Raw genomic sequence first — 14,903 nt, forward strand, 5'->3', positions numbered from 1 at the left:
GCACATGTCTTTCCTTCAAATTGACCATGTGACCCACACGTACTTCTCTTTAAAAGAAAAAACAACGGCCATACAGCACATCAATATGGAGATAGACCAAGGAGAATTTATTTCATTTATTGGTCCCAGCGGGTGCGGAAAAACCACCCTGCTGTCTATCATTGCAGGAATAACGCCGCCCTCTGAAGGCCGAATTTTAATCGAAGGAAAAGAACCGAATCAAAAGGAGCATCAAATCGGCTACATGCTCCAGCAGGATTATTTGTTCCCTTGGAAAACCATCAAGGAAAATATCATTCTCGGGTTGAAAATTACCAAACAAGATTCACATGAAGCCACCTCCGCCGCTCTTGGCTTACTGCCTAAGCTTGGCCTTCATGATGTAGAGGAAAAATACCCGAAAGAGCTGTCAGGCGGTATGAGGCAGCGTGCGGCTCTCGCCCGAACGCTTGCAGTGAATCCCGGTCTGCTTTTACTAGACGAACCCTTTTCAGCTCTAGACTACCAAACCAAACTAACATTAGAGGATCTCGTCTTTCATACACTCAAAAACTATCAAAAAACAGCGGTCCTTGTGACACATGACATTGGCGAAGCCATTGCGATGAGTGACCGCATTTTCTTATTCTCTAAGCATCCCGGCTCGATTCAGCGGATTTTTACCGTTCCAGATGATCTGAGGACTCTTTCTCCTTTCGAAGCAAGACAGACCCAGAGTTTCCAAGAGCTCTTTCAAACGATTTGGAAGGAGCTGAAAACTGTTGAAACACAGTGATCTTTTACATGAAGCCTATCGCAAAAAATACCGAATGGAAAAACGCATGACCCGAATCTATCAGTTCATTATTTTCGCCAGCTTCTTTTCGCTTTGGGAGCTTGCCAGTCATTTTCGTCTCATCGATCCACTGATATTTAGTTCACCATCTGCGGTCTGCCAATTGTTTGTACAAAAAATATCCGATGGGTCTTTAGTGAATCATATGAGTATTACATTATTTGAAACGGTGCTCGGATTTCTACTTGGTACCTTTTGCGGTATTTTGCTTGCTGCCGCCTTATGGTGGTCCACCCGCCTGGCAAACGTTCTTGATCCTTATTTAGTCATTTTAAATGCCATGCCAAAAGTTGCCCTCGCCCCGATTTTAATTGTTGCCCTTGGGCCTGGCATGATCAGCATCGTTGCCATGGGCGCAATCATTAGTGTGATCATTACGACGATCGTCATTTATACAGCCTTTCAAGAGGTCGATGAGAATTATTTAAAGGTGATGAAAACCTTTGGTGCGAAAAAAAGCGTCGTCTTTCGCGAGGTCATTTTGCCAGCTAGTATTCCAACGATGATTTCTGCGATCAAAGTCAATGTCGGCCTTTCTTGGGTTGGGGTTATTGTAGGGGAATTTCTTGTTTCCTCAAAAGGGCTCGGCTACATGATCATTTACGGCTTTCAAGTCTTCAACTTTACACTCGTGTTCTTAAGTCTTTTCATTATTGCCGTGTTTGCGACTATCATGTACCAGCTTGTGGAATGGCTCGAACGCCGTTTTCTTCAAAAATAAAAAAGCACAGGGAATGTCTCCCTGCGCTTTTTTTAACGAATTAAACCGTTTTTTTCTAAATAAGCAAGACTTTGTCTTAACACATCATCTTTCATAATAAAACTGAAATTCTTATTTTTTGCGATGGATCTTGGCAAGTCTGCGAAAAGAACGGGTCCTTTCGTTTCAAAATACGTGTCTTGCTTCACTAGCTTTTCAATATCAGCGAAATAAATATTCTTGACAATGACCTTTTCTCTGCCCAGCACCTGATATTGACCAATATACGTTAATTCACGAACAACAGCACCCGTCTCTTCTTGAATCTCCCGTATAGCGGCTTGGTCTGCTTCTTCATCCGGCTCAACTTTCCCTCCTGGAAACTCATAGCCCCGATCCTCATGTTCAGTGAGCAGCCACTTCCCTTGGTAGCGGCAGATGGCCCAAACATGCTTAGGATGACTTGAAAAAGGCTTCCCCTCAAAAGAGAGCTTGACCGTATTATGATAATAGTCTTTAAATACATGCATGTGAAATCCCTCATATCCTGTCCTTGCTTCTTGTAAAACATCATACCACAGATCACATTTATCTGAAGAATTTTTATCAAAAGTGAAACAAACGAGTGGTTCCAACTCGTCTGTATCTAAAATGAGGTATTGTTGCTAAAACCTTTTTATCATTTCCAACTTCACCCAATTTTAATCATGAAACCTTTTATCCCTATATGACGTAAATGAATCAGTGTTTGTCCTATGACAACGAGGAGGAAATCAGCATGAGTATAAAAAATGGGTCAAAACAAGACGCACCCCATGAGGTGATCAAGAAACACCTTGTGAAAGGGCAAAAGTTAGATTTAACAAAAGACAATCCAGCGGTCGACCAAATTCATATCGGGCTTGGCTGGGACCTGGCCGGTCAGCCAATTGATTTAGATACGCAAGTGTTTCTTTTAAATAAAGAGGACAAACTGTTGTCTCCTAAGCATCTGATCTATTATCACCAGCAGCAAAGCTTAGACGGAGCTGTTCGTCATCTTGGCGATCATCAAGTTGGCGGAGGGTATCGAGACAATGAAATGATTATTATGCAATTAAGCAGAGTCTCACCTGATATTCATAAAATTGTCGTCACAGCCACAATACATGATGCACACGAACGCCAGCATCATTTTGGACAAGTCACTAATGCCTATGTGCGCCTTACTGATCAAATCTCGCAGCAAGAGATTTGTACCTTTCAGTTAACAGAAGATTATTCGTATTGTACATCCATTATATGCGCAGAAATCACGAGAGATCAGGAGGAATGGAAAATCACTGCGACCGGGCAAGGGACTACTCTAGATTTACATGATTTATGCCGCATCTATGGATTCACATCTTGACGAAGGAAAGGAGCCGGCACCCATGGGATTTCATTTCATCACAATAGAAGAACTTACCTTACAAGCAGAAGGCAGCGGAATCTTTTTTGCCAAAAAGGGCGCAATGATTGCCGATCAAGGAAGTTTCCAATACCGCAAGCGATTACTTGGAACGAATAAAGGAAATATGGTCAGCCAAGTATTTAACCATATAAGCAGGAAATTCACAGGTGAAAACCTTGAGATGATGGAAGTGAGTGGACAAGGTACTTGCTATCTGGCTGATTCAAGCGAGCATGTAACAGTGATTAATCTTGAGCCAAGCGGTCCTTGGCAGCATGTAAGTGTAGAAAGTGAAGATTTACTTGCCTTTACTGAGGAATGCCATTACGGCGTCACACCAGTAGGCGTTGGTATTTTATCGCAGAAAGGACTGTTTACATCAAAACTCTCTTATCAAGGACACGGAGCGCAGGTCGCCATCAAAACGAATGGAAATCCGCTCATTTTAAAAGCCCCCTGCCGCGTAGACCCTGACGCAATTGTCGCTTGGACGGGCAAAGCACCAAAGGTCAAATTAGATGTGAACTGGAAAACTTTCATTGGACAAACATCTGGTGAATCCTATTTATTTGAGTTCCAAGAACAAGACCAAATTGTTATTATTCAGCCATCTGAGCGCACATCTGGCTTACGGGTTGGCTTAGATGATAATCGCTATAAGCCTCAGAGCCAAAGCTCCTCTCATGAATTCACCAATTCACAGCAAGAAAATAGAGGCGGCGGTATCACTGATCTGATCGGAGGCATTTTACAACCGCGAAAATAAAGCATGTAGAGATTCTCTACATGCTTTTTCAATTCATCAAACCATTTGTCTCAATAAAGCTCCTTGTCTCTTCATTGCCGAGCTCATAAATCATTGTGTAAATCTCTTTTCTTTTTCTATCCATTTCATCATTTGGACTATCATAATGATATTCAAGAAAAGGAACATGTGCCCGAAAGAAGCCTTTCCAATCTGTCATATACTGTTCATCGAAATAGTCTCTCAGCTGCAAAATTTGATCATCATCTGCTTCTATTTGAAATTGCCAAGCCGCTGCATCTCTATGCTGCGATATCGATCCATCTTGTACGGATACATAGTAGGTGTGTCTCGCCATCTGAATCATCCTTTTTTCCTTTAGTATGACCAGATATGAGGAAATTACGGCTTTTTGCGCAATTTATTTTTCAACATGTCCAACACATCAATAAACAACTGTGGAATGGGAATTCCAAGGGCTCTGGCTGTCGAGACGATTTGGTAAGATTCATAAATTATATAAAAGATGATCGCTAAATCCTTAATCGTCCCATTTGTCTTCAGCATGACATCAAAGAAATGCGCCATCGATATTAAGGAAACTGTCACGATCTTTCGGACAAACCTTGTAAAAAACCGCTTCATTGTGAGCTGTCCAGTCAAAGATTCTCTTAGGCTTGAACAAATTAATTCAATAGCCATCAACGTTACTAAAATCATCAGTAAATATCCTGCTCCACCAAACAGAAAGCCCATCGCCGACAAACTCACTGTAACCAACGAAAAGATGCCTAAATCCTTGCTCACTTGGCATCAACATCCTTTCATAGTGGAACTCCTTACCTCAATAGTATATGCCGGATTTTCGCAATAGCTTGGACGACAAAAAATAAAGGCGCTGTCTTTTGACAAGAAAAAGCCGCCTTGCGCGGCGGCTACTTCCTAGACCCTAACATCAATAAAGCTTGCATCTGAATCCTTTGGCTGGACAGCTTGAGGCTGCTGCTGCACTTGATCCAGCATCACCATAGCTTGTGCTGTATTCGTAGCAAGCTGTGAATTCAACAAACTAATATTGAGTGTCTTTTGAATGCTCGCTACTTGCTGACTCATCATTCCTGCAATAGAAGACATCTTCTTCCCTCCCTTCTCTTTTCTCTTCGGCTGAAAGCCCTATGATTTCAATGGGCTGTCTGTCCCGATTCCAATAAAAAAAGAATGTCGATCGAATTATGACCGACATTCTTTTCCCATACGTGTATTATCCTAAATATGCTTTAAGCATCCAGTTGTGTTTTTCAATGGATTGATGAATCGCAAGCAGCATATCACCTGTTGTTTCATCGCCAACCTCTGCAGCCAGCTCCATTCCTTTCTTTAATTCCTCAGCGATATTGGAGAAATCATCATATAGATTTTTCACCATTTGCTCCGCTGATTCTTTGCCTTCTGCTTCTTGAATGCTTGAAATTTCTAAGCACTCTTTCATTGTCGCAACAGGCTGTCCATTTAAAGCAAGCATACGCTCAGCCAAATCATCAATATATGTAGCTGTTTCTGTATATAGTTCCTCAAATTTCTCATGGAGTGTAAAGAAATCTTTCCCTTTTACATACCAATGATAGTTATGTAATTTCACGTAAAGCACAGTCCAATCAGCTACTTGTTTATTGACAACGTTTAATAAATTTTCAGACATGTTTATTCCTCCTTATGTAATTGCGTTTAGTATGAGAATACCCTTTTCTTATTATACTGAAACCTGCCGTCAATTTCTTCTATTTTGACTGCATGAAATATATGTTAATATGGAAATAAGGAGGGAGTTAGATGCTGTTACTTGGGATTATCAGCTTTATCATTATCTCAATCGTTGTCTTTTTATCATTGTGGACGACATCGAAGGCTTATGAATATAAGCATAAAGTCGATTCACCACAAGATGCTGAACCAAACCAACGTCCTAATCCAAAATGAAACCGCTTTTAATGATGTGACGTTTCTTCATCTTCAGTAGATGAACTCTCTTTTTTCACCTCACCTACGTGGATGTTCGTTTTCGGCATATTATGCTGCTGTTTAGCTGTCACATGGACTTGTATGATATAAAGGCCATCTTTTTTGAAGGCTGTGTGCAATTCGTATACACCTTTGTTTTCTTTCTTTGGCTGAATCATCTTGCTGTTATCCTTGTCGCCATCTTTCCACACTTCAAATTGAACATCATCTGCATCATCAACAGGCGTATCACCGTATGTGACAGCTGCTTTTACTATAACGCTTTCATTTTTCTCCACTTGCTCAGGTCCTGTAAGCTTTACTTCTAATAGCTCAGGCACTTCCCCTTTGCCGCTATTTGCTGCAGAGTTTCCACATGCACTTAATAACGTGAGCATCAGAATCATTCCCAACATTTTTCGCATCGTGCGTTTCCCCCTTCTTTTACTGACATGTCCATTTTAACAAATATCCCCTATTTTGACATCACTGTTGGAATTCAAATAAAAAACCGGACATCTAAATGTCCGGTTCATCATTCTATTAACCAAATACTTTTAAAAGCTCTTCTTGATCCTGAGAAAGCCAGAAACGCATTAAACGTTTTGCTCCTTCAAGATCATGAAGCTTCGCTTGGCCGCATTGCTCTTCGTTTGCAGCAGGAATTTCTGTTACTTCAACTGCATCCTTGAATGTTGCATCAAGAAGTTCAACGATTTCTTTTGGAGTTGGTGCACCACTGACAACTAAATAGTAGCCTGTCTGGCAGCCCATTGGAGAAATATCGATAATATCAAAATGATCATATTTCTCTGAGTGTGTTCTAATATTAAACGCAAGCAAATGCTCTAATGTATGAATCGTATCAGGTTTCATCGCCTGCTTGTTAGGCTGACAAAAACGAATATCAAATTTATTTACTTCCCCATCTGATCCCACTTTATGAACGCCGCAATGACGAACGTATGGCGCTTTTACAGCATTATGATCAAGTTCAAAGCTTTCAACTGAAGGCATAATCACCACTCCTATAATTGCAATTTCCTATATTATAACATATTTCTCCGACCAGTTTAGTTTATAAAACTTTCCTTCCTTGTCCTTTTTTCTTATACTGTGGAAGACAGACAAGGAGGAACCTCTATGAAACAAATTTTTATCGGCATTATACGCTTTTATCAAAAATGTATTTCCCCTCTTACACCGCCAAGCTGCCGGTTTTATCCAACATGCTCAAACTATGGACTTGAGGCGATCAAAACGCATGGCGCGATCAAGGGCGGCTGGCTGACCATAAAGCGAATTTTGAAATGTCATCCGCTTCACCCCGGCGGCATCGATCCTGTTCCGCCTAAAAAGGAAAAGTAACTTACTTTTCTTCATATCCGTTGACAACTAAGTCAAGCTTCCCTGTTCCAGGGTCAATGACAAGCCCATGTACAGGTACATCTGATGGAAGAAGCGGGTGATTTTTTACAACAGACACACTGTCCTTCACGCTCTCTTCAACTGAACTAAAGCTTTTGAGCCACTGTTTAAAATCTATTCCTGAGTATTCCAGTACTTCAATACGCTTTTCTGGAATACCACGCTCAACGGCTTTATTTAAAAGTGTCTGGCTGTCAATTTTGCTCATCCCGCAATCATGATGCCCAATGACATATACCTCGTCAGCATTTAATTCATACACAGCAACTAAAATGCTTCGCATAATACTTCCAAATGGATGAGAAACAAGCGCTCCAGCACTTTTGACAATCTTAATATCGCCATTTTTCATGTTCATTGCACGCGGAAGCAGTTCAACAAGTCTTGTATCCATACACGATAGAATGACAGCTTTTTTCTGTGGAAACTTTGTTGTTGTAAATTCTTCGTATTTCTTTTCTTCAATAAATTGTTGATTATATTCGATGATTTCATCTAAAAGTTTCATACGTTTGTCCATTCCTTTATCTTTTTTTAAAAATAAATATAGCACAATGTAAGAAATTTCGTCACGTTTTGCAGCTTATTTTTTTAGAGGAAACATCTGCTGACGAAAATTTTTTATTTTCCTCTTTTCAAATCGTAATTATTACGATACAATAACTCAGGACATTAAATCGTAATCATTTCTATCTATTAGTTTGAGAGGAGACATTTTCTACATGAAAAAAATCTTTTTTATTTTAACAGCTGCTTTATTCGCGATCGGCCTTGCCGCGTGCTCAAGCAGTGCGGGCACTAATGCTTCAAAAGGAAAGGCAGACGGGAAACTAATCATTTACACCACGATCTTCCCAATTCAAGATTTCACTGAAAAAATAGGCGGCTCTCACGTTCATGCTCAGAGCGTGTATCCTGCCAATGCAGATGCACACAGCTTTGAACCAAGTTCGAAAACGATGGTTGAAATGGCTGAAGGTGATGCGTTTATCTACAGCGGCACAGGGGCTGAAGCATTCGCAGACAAAACTGCTGCCACATTAAAAGACCAAGGTGTGAAAACAGTCAAAGCAGCCGAAGGCATCAAATTGTTATCGACAAATGAAGAACATGCACATGAAGAAGGCGAAGATCATGACCATGAAGGTGAAGACCACGATCATGATCATGACGGGCACGATCACGGAGATAAAGATCCCCATGCATGGTTAGACCCAGTTTATGCGCAGCAAATGGCGAAAAACATTAAAGACACACTCGTCTCATTAGATCCAGATCATAAAGAAGAATACACAAAAAACTATGAAAATCTAAAAAAAGATTTACAATCCCTAGATCAAGAATTCAAAACAACGTTATCTAAAGCCAAACATAAAGAAATTCTTGTTTCTCACGCAGCTTATGGCTATTGGGAAAAGCGCTATGGCATTGAGCAAATCAGCGTTTTAGGATTATCCGCTTCCGAAGAGCCATCACAAAAGCAGCTCGAAAACATTGTACAAAAAGCAGAAAAGCATCACATTCAATACGTTATTTTTGAAAACAACGTCAGCAGCAAAGTATCAGATACGATCCGCAGTGAAATTGGGGCAAAAAGCTTAACCCTTAAAAATCTAGAATCCATTACTGAAAATGATGCCAAAAATGGCGAAAGCTACGTCAGCTTAATGAAACAAAACTTAAAGACATTAAACACCGCTTTAAATGATTAATGTTTTGAACCCCGGGCTTTATCAGCCGGGGTTTTTTGCTGTAAAAAAGCACACCGTTATCAGGCGTGCTTTTTTGATTACATTTGATATTTTTTCTTAAACAGCTCGGCTCTTCCGCCTTTTTCTCCGAATTTTTGACGTCCTGTATAAAAAGGATGCGTATCAGAGCTTGTTTCTACTTTAATGACAGGATACGTTTTCCCATCTTCCCACTCTACTGTCTCATTTGATGTCTTTGTTGATTTACTCAAGAAGCGGTAACCGCTGTTTACGTCCATAAATACAACTTCATGTGAGGTTGGATGAATATCTCTTTTCAATGTCAAAACTCCTTTCGTTATCAAAACGTAATGATTACGTTTTATAATTATATTCTACTCCCTCTTATACAACTTGTCAAAAAACAAGCTTTCTTAGTCAGGAAGAATAATCTAAAAATGGTGGAGAATAATAAGCATCATGAAAAAGAGAAGCGATAAGAAAGGCGGAGAAAAAATTGACTGATCTCGTTTTAGCTAGAAGCCTGTTCGGCACAACCATGGGCTTTCATATTATTTATGCCTCGCTTGGCGTTGGCATCCCGCTAATGATTTTGTTAGCTGAACTCATCTTTCAAAAAACGAAGGACCCGCATTATGCCATCATGGCCAAGCGATGGACAAAAGCACAGGCTGTTCTGTTAGGGGTAGCCATTCCAACTGGTACTATTGCTGGTACGCAGCTTGCCCTTTTATGGCCAGGTTTTATGGAGGTTATCGGAAAAGTCATGTCACTGCCATTCCAGATTGAAATCTATGCGTTCTTTATAGAAGCATTATTTATGTCTATTTATGTGTACGCAGCGGATCGCCTATCAAATGCAATGCGCATCATTACGGTTATTTTTATCGTCATTGGTGCAGCTGCATCAGCGATTCTGATTACAAACGTACATGCTTTTGAAGGGACACCTGCTGGCTTTCAGATGGTGAATGGAGAAATCACAAACATCGAGCCTTGGAAGGCCTTTTTCAATCCAAGCTTTGCTGTGACTGCTACACATGTTGTGCTGTCTGCTTTTACAACAGGTGCTTTTGTCATTGCTTCCGTTGCAGCTTTTAAAATGCTCAAAACTAAAAAAAATGAGAAGCTCTATACATTTCATCGAAAAGCCCTTTTTCTTGGACTCATTGTAGGAGGACTTTTCTCTTTTCTAACAGCCTTAAATGGCCACGAATCCGCTCAGCTTCTGTATGAATATCAGCCTGAAAAGCTGGCTGGAGCTGAAGGTTTATTTGAAACGCAATCACATGCGCCTCTTGCAATAGGTGGTTTTACGGATGCTGATGCGCAGGAAATTAAAGGTGCGATCGAAATTCCTTGGGCGCTTAGTTTTCTCGCAGGAAATAGCTTCGATACGGTGGTCAAAGGGTTAAATGATTTTCCTCGTGACGAGTGGCCGCCTTTATTTATACACACATTATTTAACGGCATGGTCATTATTGGATCGGTGCTCATTCTATTTGCGGTATTAGCACTGCTTTATCGTAAAATTTTAAAACGTGAAAAATTTCCGAAGTGGCTTCTTTTTCTTTACTTATTCGGCGGGCCTCTTAGTCTTTTGGCTATTGAATTTGGCTGGATCTTTGCTTGTACAGGCCGTCAGCCATGGGTCATTTATCGAATGCTCAAAACCTCCGAGGTTGTCACATCATCTGGCTCGATCGGGACACTTTTTATCCTTTTTGCCATTGTCTATCTCATCTTAGGCATAGCAACCGTTATTGTGCTGACGTACTACTTTAGGAAACATACGATTGAAGAAGACCTACGGTTAACAGAATCTTAAAAAGGGAGCGATCTTGATGCAAATGGATGTTACAACTGATGCGCTCATTGCAATCACCATCTTATGGGGATTCGTTTTTATCTATGCAGTGATGGCATCAATGGATTTCGGCGCAGGATTTTGGTCGATGATTTATATGAATAGAGAACAAACAAAGGCAGCTAATATCGCGAATAAATATCTATCTCCAACATGGGAAGTAACAAACGTCTTTATTGTGGCCATCGTTGTCGCATTGTTCAGCCTGTTTCCAGGTGCGACCTTTGTACTTGGTACCGTTTTATTAATACCCGGCAGCATCATCTTATTGCTTCTTGCACTGCGAAGCGGATTTCTCGTGTTTTCTCATTCACTGCCTAAGAAGTACCGAAAAGCAGTGACTTATATTTCAGGGATCAGCGGCTTTATCATTCCGTCCATCCTGATCATGGTTCTCCCAATTACCCATGGTGGATTTATTTTTCAGGAGAACAACGTCTACTCATTAGATCTTGGACTGGTCTTTACAAGTGCAAATGTTTATTCTTTTGTCGGCTTTGCCATCTTTAGCACCCTTTTTCTTTCGTCCTTGCTTTTAGCTGATTTCTCTAATGTAGCTAATGAAGATGAAGCTTACAGCATTTATAGAAGAGGGGCGCTCATTACAGGTCCACTTTCACTCATGATGGCCTTTTTTATCATGCTGACATTACGAAGCGAGGCGAATTGGCTGTTCACAAAAATGATGCAGAACATCCCTATTCTTCTTGTATCTCTCCTAATGTTCCTGCTAGCAGGACTAGCTCTATTTTTACCAAACAGCCGTTTTAAGCATCGGAAAGGGAGACCACGCCTTGCCGTCATTGCGATTACCATTCAATATTTCTTAGCAAGCTATGTGTACGGGCGTGCTCACTTGCCTTACATGGCCTATCCAGATATTACAATTATGTCTGGATTTACAGACCCTGTCACATTTAGGGCATTATTTATCACCTATATTGTAGGTTTTATCATCTTATTTCCTGGGTTCTATTTCTTCTGGAAATTATTTATGAAGGATAAGCGCTATATTCGTCAGGAAGATTAACATGAATGGACGAGCTTCATTTCGGTTACATTATAGATGAAAGACATACTCAAAAGGAGGTCATCTGTATGAGTCAAAAAATCCTTTGTGAAGTCAATAACTGTTCCTATTGGAATACTGGAAACCGCTGTGGTGCAGATGCAATCTATGTCGTCAGCCACACAGGAAATACGGCTGAGAAAAGTGAAGAAACGGATTGTAAAACGTTTAAACCACAAGATCTTTAAGTCTCATTAAAGGAGGCGCTTCAATTTGAAACACGATCGGCTGCTTCAAACGTTTTTTGACGAAATTCATGACGCGGATGAAGCCGCATTCCATCAAGCCGCTCACTCCTTTTTAAACCTTTGGGATTATGAATATGGACATGCAGCAAACATGCCCAATGAAATGCATCAGTATATCGGACAGCTTGCTTATGAGAGCGAGCTGGTAGAAGAGTAAGAAAGAGCGGTTCACCGCTCTTTCTTTTTGTTCAGACAGGAAGGAAAAACTTTCCCTCACTATACATCCATTCTATTGGATAAGCAAAAGGTGATTTCTTCGTTTTTATCTCACAAAATCATGTTTTGTAAACACGTCGATTTTATCTGAAAACGAACGGAGCGCTTGGTAATCAACTTCCACGCCCATTCCTGGCGAGCGAGGCACCTCAATAAACCCATTTTCAACCTTAATTTCAGGAAAAATGATATCCTGCTCCCAAAATTTTGACGAAGCTGAAATATCACCGGGAATTGTAAATTGAGGAAGTGAAGCAAGTGCCACGTTCTGCGCGCGGGAAATACCTGTTTCAATCATCCCCCCGCACCATAACGGAATTTTATGCTCCTTACTGAACGTATGAATTTTAAGAGCCTCTGTCAGTCCGCCAACTCGTGAAGGCTTCACATTAATAATTTGACAACTGCCAAGCTCTACAGCTTTTCTGGCATCATCTAAAGAACAAATACTTTCATCTAAACAAATCGGCGTTTTTAAATGCTTTTGCAAATGGCGATGGTCCACAATATCATCTGCAGCTAGAGGCTGTTCAATCATTAATAAGCGAATATCATCGAGCTGTTTAAGCTTGCTAATATCTTTTAATTCATAAGCAGAGTTTGCATCTGCCATTAATGGCAGATCAGGAAAAGACTCTCTGATCTTTTGAAGAAGTCCAATATCTTGTCCTGGTTTAATTTTCACCTTCACCCGCTGATAGCCTTGATCAACAAATTGCTGAATTTGCTCAAGCATATCGTCAATAGGGCCTAACCCCGCCACAACACCAGATGGTATTCTATCTTTTGTGCCGCCTAATACATCGCGTAAAGACTTATTCTCACGCTTCGCATAAATATCCCAAACAGCCGCTTCAATGCCTGCTTTGGCCATCCTATTGCCTTTAAATTGATACAGACTGTCAGGTATTTCTGAAGGATGTGTAAAGGTGCGCGTCAGCACGTTCGGGATAAAGAAAGCCCTCAGCATATGATAGCAAGTCTCAATTGTTTCTTCTGTATACCAAGGAGAAGAAAAAGCAGATACCTCTCCCCATCCAGTCAATCCTGTTTGATCCTTTACTTCAACAATAATAAACTCACGCTCTGAAATGGTTCCAAGACTTGTTGTAAATGGTTGTTTAAGCTTCATCGTGACATGATATAAAATTACTCGTTCAATTTGAATCATTTGAAAACCCCTTTGATCTGAGTCTGTGCCTTTGCAATTTATTCGATGCATTTCTTGGCAGCTCGTTCACAAAGTGAAAAGCGGCGGGCCATTTATATTTGGCTAAATGCGACTCACATAAAGCATAGAGCTCATTCTCCGGTATCTTATCATCTGTTACAAGGAAAGCAGCCGGTACCTCTCCCCATCTATCATCATACATACCCGTTACTCCGGCTTCCTTTACATGCGGATGTGTTAGAAGCACCGCTTCAATTTCCGCAGGATAAATATTTTCTCCGCCAGAAATAATCAAATCTGAACGGCGGTCAAGCACAAATAAGAACCCTTCCTCATCCACATAGCCAATATCACCCGTCTTCAGCCAGCCCTCATGAAAGGCAGCCGCGGTCGCTTCTTCACGGTAAAGGTATCCTTTCATCACATTTGCACCTTTCACCATAATTTCGCCATGCTCAAAAGGACGGCAAATGCGATCACCATCTTGAATTTTCAGCTCACACCCAAAAAGAGGTTTTCCCGCTGACCCAAGCTTCTCTACACTAAATTCAGGTGCAAGCGTCACAATTTGTGAACAGGTTTCTGTCATACCGTACGATTGAAAGACAGGAAAGCCCTTCTCTTTGCTTTCTTGGAGCATCGCATAAGGCGCAGGTCCTCCGCCTAATAAAAGACAACGCAAAGAAGACGGACATTCTTCTAGTCTGCTTAATAACCGAGATAACATCGTCTGCACAACAGAAATCATCGTCACACGATGCCGTTCAATAGAATCCTTTACTTCATCAACGTCAAACTTCTGATGAAGCACGACTGTCATTCCATAGATTACGGACTTAAATAAGGCAGATAAACCGCTAATATGAAAAAGAGGCAGGGCAATGAGCCAGCGGTCATCCTCTCTGAGACCCAAATTCAATGCAGAGGAAACAGCACTATGAAAATGATTACCAAACGTTTGCTCTACCCCTTTTGGACGTCCTGTTGTCCCAGATGTATACATGATGGTTGCTGTTTCATTCAAATCAAATTCGCTCTCGATCTTCTTTTCATTGCCTTTCCCTGGTTCAGGTAAAGATTCCATTGTATAAACGGGTAAATCCCCCTCATGATCGCTTGCATAAATAGATTCCGTTAATAACGCCGCTGCTTTTGCATCTTCTAGCTGATAGCGCCTTTCAGCTTTTGTCAGCTTATTATTCAATAGCACGATTTTTACTCCTAATAAAAAACAGGCATGTACAAGCATCACCATGTGAGGATGATTGTTCATCAAAAGCGCAACCGTTTCCCCTTTTTTCAATGATGCCTGTGAAAGTCTATTTGAAAGCTCGTCCGCTTCTTGAGCTAATTCGTGAAATGTCCACTCTTTCTCTTGATAAATAAGTGCGACTCGATCTGGTGTTAAATAGGCACGGTGCAGCAGCCAATTAGGTTGCTTCATCATGAGCACCTCCTTTTCGTAAAAGAAAACAGCTTAGT

The 14,903-nt window shown here is 40.8% G+C and carries 22 protein-coding genes; 11 read left to right on the top strand and 11 right to left on the bottom strand.

Annotation, left to right across the window (positions count from 1 at the left end; translation table 11 throughout):
- Positions 1-4 precede the first annotated feature (4 nt).
- Together QR42_RS13610 and QR42_RS13615 are read left to right on the top strand one after the other, a co-directional pair.
- A complete protein-coding gene (locus QR42_RS13610; RefSeq protein WP_039180871.1) occupies positions 5-775 on the top strand; it encodes an ABC transporter ATP-binding protein in 771 nt (256 codons plus the stop codon).
- A gap of 34 nt (positions 776-809) precedes the next feature.
- On the top strand, positions 810-1,556 hold the full coding sequence (locus QR42_RS13615) for an ABC transporter permease (RefSeq protein ID WP_369810477.1): 747 nt from the start codon (positions 810-812) through the stop codon (positions 1,554-1,556).
- A 32-nt stretch (positions 1,557-1,588) separates the two neighbouring features.
- On the opposite strand, the gene ytkD is transcribed toward QR42_RS13615, so the two are convergent.
- Complete coding sequence (gene ytkD / locus QR42_RS13620) at positions 1,589-2,065, bottom strand: RNA deprotection pyrophosphohydrolase (RefSeq protein ID WP_039180876.1); 477 nt, start codon at positions 2,063-2,065, stop codon at positions 1,589-1,591.
- A gap of 248 nt (positions 2,066-2,313) precedes the next feature.
- Here ytkD and QR42_RS13625 point away from each other — a divergent pair, with 248 nt between their 5' ends.
- The gene (locus QR42_RS13625) at positions 2,314-2,925 is read left to right on the top strand and encodes a TerD family protein (protein ID WP_052196529.1); all 612 of its coding nucleotides are present in this window, start codon (positions 2,314-2,316) and stop codon (positions 2,923-2,925) included.
- Positions 2,926-2,947: 22 nt separating this feature from the next.
- A complete protein-coding gene (locus QR42_RS13630; protein ID WP_039180879.1) occupies positions 2,948-3,733 on the top strand; it encodes an AIM24 family protein in 786 nt (261 codons plus the stop codon).
- A 28-nt stretch (positions 3,734-3,761) separates the two neighbouring features.
- Here the strand turns inward: QR42_RS13630 and QR42_RS13635 are convergent, their stop codons facing one another.
- The 4 genes from QR42_RS13635 to QR42_RS13650 all read right to left on the bottom strand — a co-directional run bounded on the left by QR42_RS13635 (position 3,762) and on the right by QR42_RS13650 (position 5,411).
- A complete protein-coding gene (locus QR42_RS13635) occupies positions 3,762-4,070 on the bottom strand; it encodes a hypothetical protein (protein WP_024425787.1) in 309 nt (102 codons plus the stop codon).
- A gap of 44 nt (positions 4,071-4,114) precedes the next feature.
- A complete protein-coding gene (locus tag QR42_RS13640) occupies positions 4,115-4,519 on the bottom strand; it encodes a phage holin family protein (RefSeq protein ID WP_039180882.1) in 405 nt (134 codons plus the stop codon).
- A gap of 135 nt (positions 4,520-4,654) precedes the next feature.
- Positions 4,655-4,846, bottom strand: coding sequence for a hypothetical protein (locus QR42_RS13645; protein WP_024424925.1), 192 nt, complete (start codon positions 4,844-4,846; stop codon positions 4,655-4,657).
- Between the two features lie 127 nt (positions 4,847-4,973).
- Positions 4,974-5,411, bottom strand: a complete 438-nt coding sequence (locus QR42_RS13650; protein ID WP_039180885.1) for a Dps family protein — start codon at positions 5,409-5,411, stop codon at positions 4,974-4,976.
- Positions 5,412-5,542: 131 nt separating this feature from the next.
- Here QR42_RS13650 and ytzI point away from each other — a divergent pair, with 131 nt between their 5' ends.
- Entirely contained in the window at positions 5,543-5,689 is a 147-nt protein-coding gene (ytzI, locus tag QR42_RS13655) for a YtzI protein (protein WP_003217544.1), read from the top strand.
- An 8-nt stretch (positions 5,690-5,697) separates the two neighbouring features.
- Here ytzI and QR42_RS13660 read toward each other — a convergent pair whose 3' ends face one another.
- Both QR42_RS13660 and QR42_RS13665 read right to left on the bottom strand, forming a co-directional pair.
- On the bottom strand, positions 5,698-6,135 hold the full coding sequence (locus QR42_RS13660; RefSeq protein WP_039180888.1) for a FixH family protein: 438 nt from the start codon (positions 6,133-6,135) through the stop codon (positions 5,698-5,700).
- Positions 6,136-6,253: 118 nt separating this feature from the next.
- Complete coding sequence (locus QR42_RS13665) at positions 6,254-6,727, bottom strand: S-ribosylhomocysteine lyase (RefSeq protein WP_003217624.1); 474 nt, start codon at positions 6,725-6,727, stop codon at positions 6,254-6,256.
- A gap of 126 nt (positions 6,728-6,853) precedes the next feature.
- On the opposite strand from QR42_RS13665, the gene yidD reads away from it, so the two are divergent.
- On the top strand, positions 6,854-7,078 hold the full coding sequence (gene yidD / locus QR42_RS13670; protein ID WP_039180891.1) for a membrane protein insertion efficiency factor YidD: 225 nt from the start codon (positions 6,854-6,856) through the stop codon (positions 7,076-7,078).
- Between the two features lies 1 nt (position 7,079).
- On the opposite strand, the gene QR42_RS13675 is transcribed toward yidD, so the two are convergent.
- Entirely contained in the window at positions 7,080-7,646 is a 567-nt protein-coding gene (locus QR42_RS13675; RefSeq protein ID WP_024424929.1) for a beta-class carbonic anhydrase, read from the bottom strand.
- Between the two features lie 214 nt (positions 7,647-7,860).
- Between QR42_RS13675 and QR42_RS13680 the strand changes: the two genes are divergently transcribed.
- On the top strand, positions 7,861-8,850 hold the full coding sequence (locus tag QR42_RS13680; RefSeq protein ID WP_039180894.1) for a metal ABC transporter solute-binding protein, Zn/Mn family: 990 nt from the start codon (positions 7,861-7,863) through the stop codon (positions 8,848-8,850).
- Positions 8,851-8,927: 77 nt separating this feature from the next.
- On the opposite strand, the gene QR42_RS13685 is transcribed toward QR42_RS13680, so the two are convergent.
- A complete protein-coding gene (locus QR42_RS13685; protein ID WP_034665302.1) occupies positions 8,928-9,170 on the bottom strand; it encodes a type B 50S ribosomal protein L31 in 243 nt (80 codons plus the stop codon).
- 176 nt (positions 9,171-9,346) lie between these two features.
- Between QR42_RS13685 and QR42_RS13690 the strand changes: the two genes are divergently transcribed.
- The 4 genes from QR42_RS13690 (at position 9,347) to QR42_RS13705 (ending at position 12,191) form a co-directional block, all read left to right on the top strand.
- Positions 9,347-10,678: a cytochrome ubiquinol oxidase subunit I gene (locus tag QR42_RS13690; RefSeq protein WP_039180899.1), complete on the top strand. Its 1,332-nt coding sequence runs from the start codon at positions 9,347-9,349 to the stop codon at positions 10,676-10,678.
- 22 nt (positions 10,679-10,700) lie between these two features.
- Entirely contained in the window at positions 10,701-11,747 is a 1,047-nt protein-coding gene (locus QR42_RS13695) for a cytochrome d ubiquinol oxidase subunit II (protein ID WP_169510868.1), read from the top strand.
- 68 nt (positions 11,748-11,815) lie between these two features.
- Positions 11,816-11,974 (top strand): DUF1540 domain-containing protein, encoded by a 159-nt coding sequence (locus QR42_RS13700; protein WP_008342921.1) that lies wholly within the window; start codon positions 11,816-11,818, stop codon positions 11,972-11,974.
- Positions 11,975-11,999: 25 nt separating this feature from the next.
- A complete protein-coding gene (locus tag QR42_RS13705) occupies positions 12,000-12,191 on the top strand; it encodes a hypothetical protein (protein ID WP_039180906.1) in 192 nt (63 codons plus the stop codon).
- 105 nt (positions 12,192-12,296) lie between these two features.
- On the opposite strand, the gene menC is transcribed toward QR42_RS13705, so the two are convergent.
- Positions 12,297-13,421: an o-succinylbenzoate synthase gene (gene menC, locus QR42_RS13710; protein ID WP_039180908.1), complete on the bottom strand. Its 1,125-nt coding sequence runs from the start codon at positions 13,419-13,421 to the stop codon at positions 12,297-12,299.
- Complete coding sequence (locus tag QR42_RS13715; protein WP_039180911.1) at positions 13,408-14,868, bottom strand: o-succinylbenzoate--CoA ligase; 1,461 nt, start codon at positions 14,866-14,868, stop codon at positions 13,408-13,410. The genes menC and QR42_RS13715 overlap by 14 nt, the downstream gene beginning before the upstream one ends.
- Between the last annotated feature and the right edge of the window lie 35 nt (positions 14,869-14,903).

This window comes from Bacillus sp. WP8, assembly GCF_000800825.1.
GTDB lineage: Bacteria > Bacillota > Bacilli > Bacillales > Bacillaceae > Bacillus > Bacillus safensis.

Bases quoted from the DNA above. Each gene is read 5' to 3' on its own strand.
- QR42_RS13700 (WP_008342921.1), top strand. From the start codon at position 11,816: ATGAGTCAAAAAATCCTTTGTGAAGTCAATAACTGTTCCTATTGGAAT.
- QR42_RS13675 (WP_024424929.1), bottom strand. From the start codon at position 7,646: ATGAAACTTTTAGATGAAATCATCGAATATAATCAACAATTTATTGAA.
- QR42_RS13635 (WP_024425787.1), bottom strand. From the start codon at position 4,070: ATGGCGAGACACACCTACTATGTATCCGTACAAGATGGATCGATATCG.
- QR42_RS13615 (WP_369810477.1), top strand. From the start codon at position 810: ATGGAAAAACGCATGACCCGAATCTATCAGTTCATTATTTTCGCCAGC.
- QR42_RS13610 (WP_039180871.1), top strand. From the start codon at position 5: ATGTCTTTCCTTCAAATTGACCATGTGACCCACACGTACTTCTCTTTA.
- QR42_RS13695 (WP_169510868.1), top strand. From the start codon at position 10,701: ATGGATGTTACAACTGATGCGCTCATTGCAATCACCATCTTATGGGGA.
- QR42_RS13625 (WP_052196529.1), top strand. From the start codon at position 2,314: ATGAGTATAAAAAATGGGTCAAAACAAGACGCACCCCATGAGGTGATC.
- QR42_RS13630 (WP_039180879.1), top strand. From the start codon at position 2,948: ATGGGATTTCATTTCATCACAATAGAAGAACTTACCTTACAAGCAGAA.
- QR42_RS13650 (WP_039180885.1), bottom strand. From the start codon at position 5,411: ATGTCTGAAAATTTATTAAACGTTGTCAATAAACAAGTAGCTGATTGG.
- ytzI (WP_003217544.1), top strand. From the start codon at position 5,543: ATGCTGTTACTTGGGATTATCAGCTTTATCATTATCTCAATCGTTGTC.
- QR42_RS13665 (WP_003217624.1), bottom strand. From the start codon at position 6,727: ATGCCTTCAGTTGAAAGCTTTGAACTTGATCATAATGCTGTAAAAGCG.
- QR42_RS13660 (WP_039180888.1), bottom strand. From the start codon at position 6,135: ATGCGAAAAATGTTGGGAATGATTCTGATGCTCACGTTATTAAGTGCA.
- QR42_RS13645 (WP_024424925.1), bottom strand. From the start codon at position 4,846: ATGTCTTCTATTGCAGGAATGATGAGTCAGCAAGTAGCGAGCATTCAA.
- ytkD (WP_039180876.1), bottom strand. From the start codon at position 2,065: ATGCATGTATTTAAAGACTATTATCATAATACGGTCAAGCTCTCTTTT.
- menC (WP_039180908.1), bottom strand. From the start codon at position 13,421: ATGATTCAAATTGAACGAGTAATTTTATATCATGTCACGATGAAGCTT.
- QR42_RS13680 (WP_039180894.1), top strand. From the start codon at position 7,861: ATGAAAAAAATCTTTTTTATTTTAACAGCTGCTTTATTCGCGATCGGC.
- QR42_RS13715 (WP_039180911.1), bottom strand. From the start codon at position 14,868: ATGATGAAGCAACCTAATTGGCTGCTGCACCGTGCCTATTTAACACCA.
- yidD (WP_039180891.1), top strand. From the start codon at position 6,854: ATGAAACAAATTTTTATCGGCATTATACGCTTTTATCAAAAATGTATT.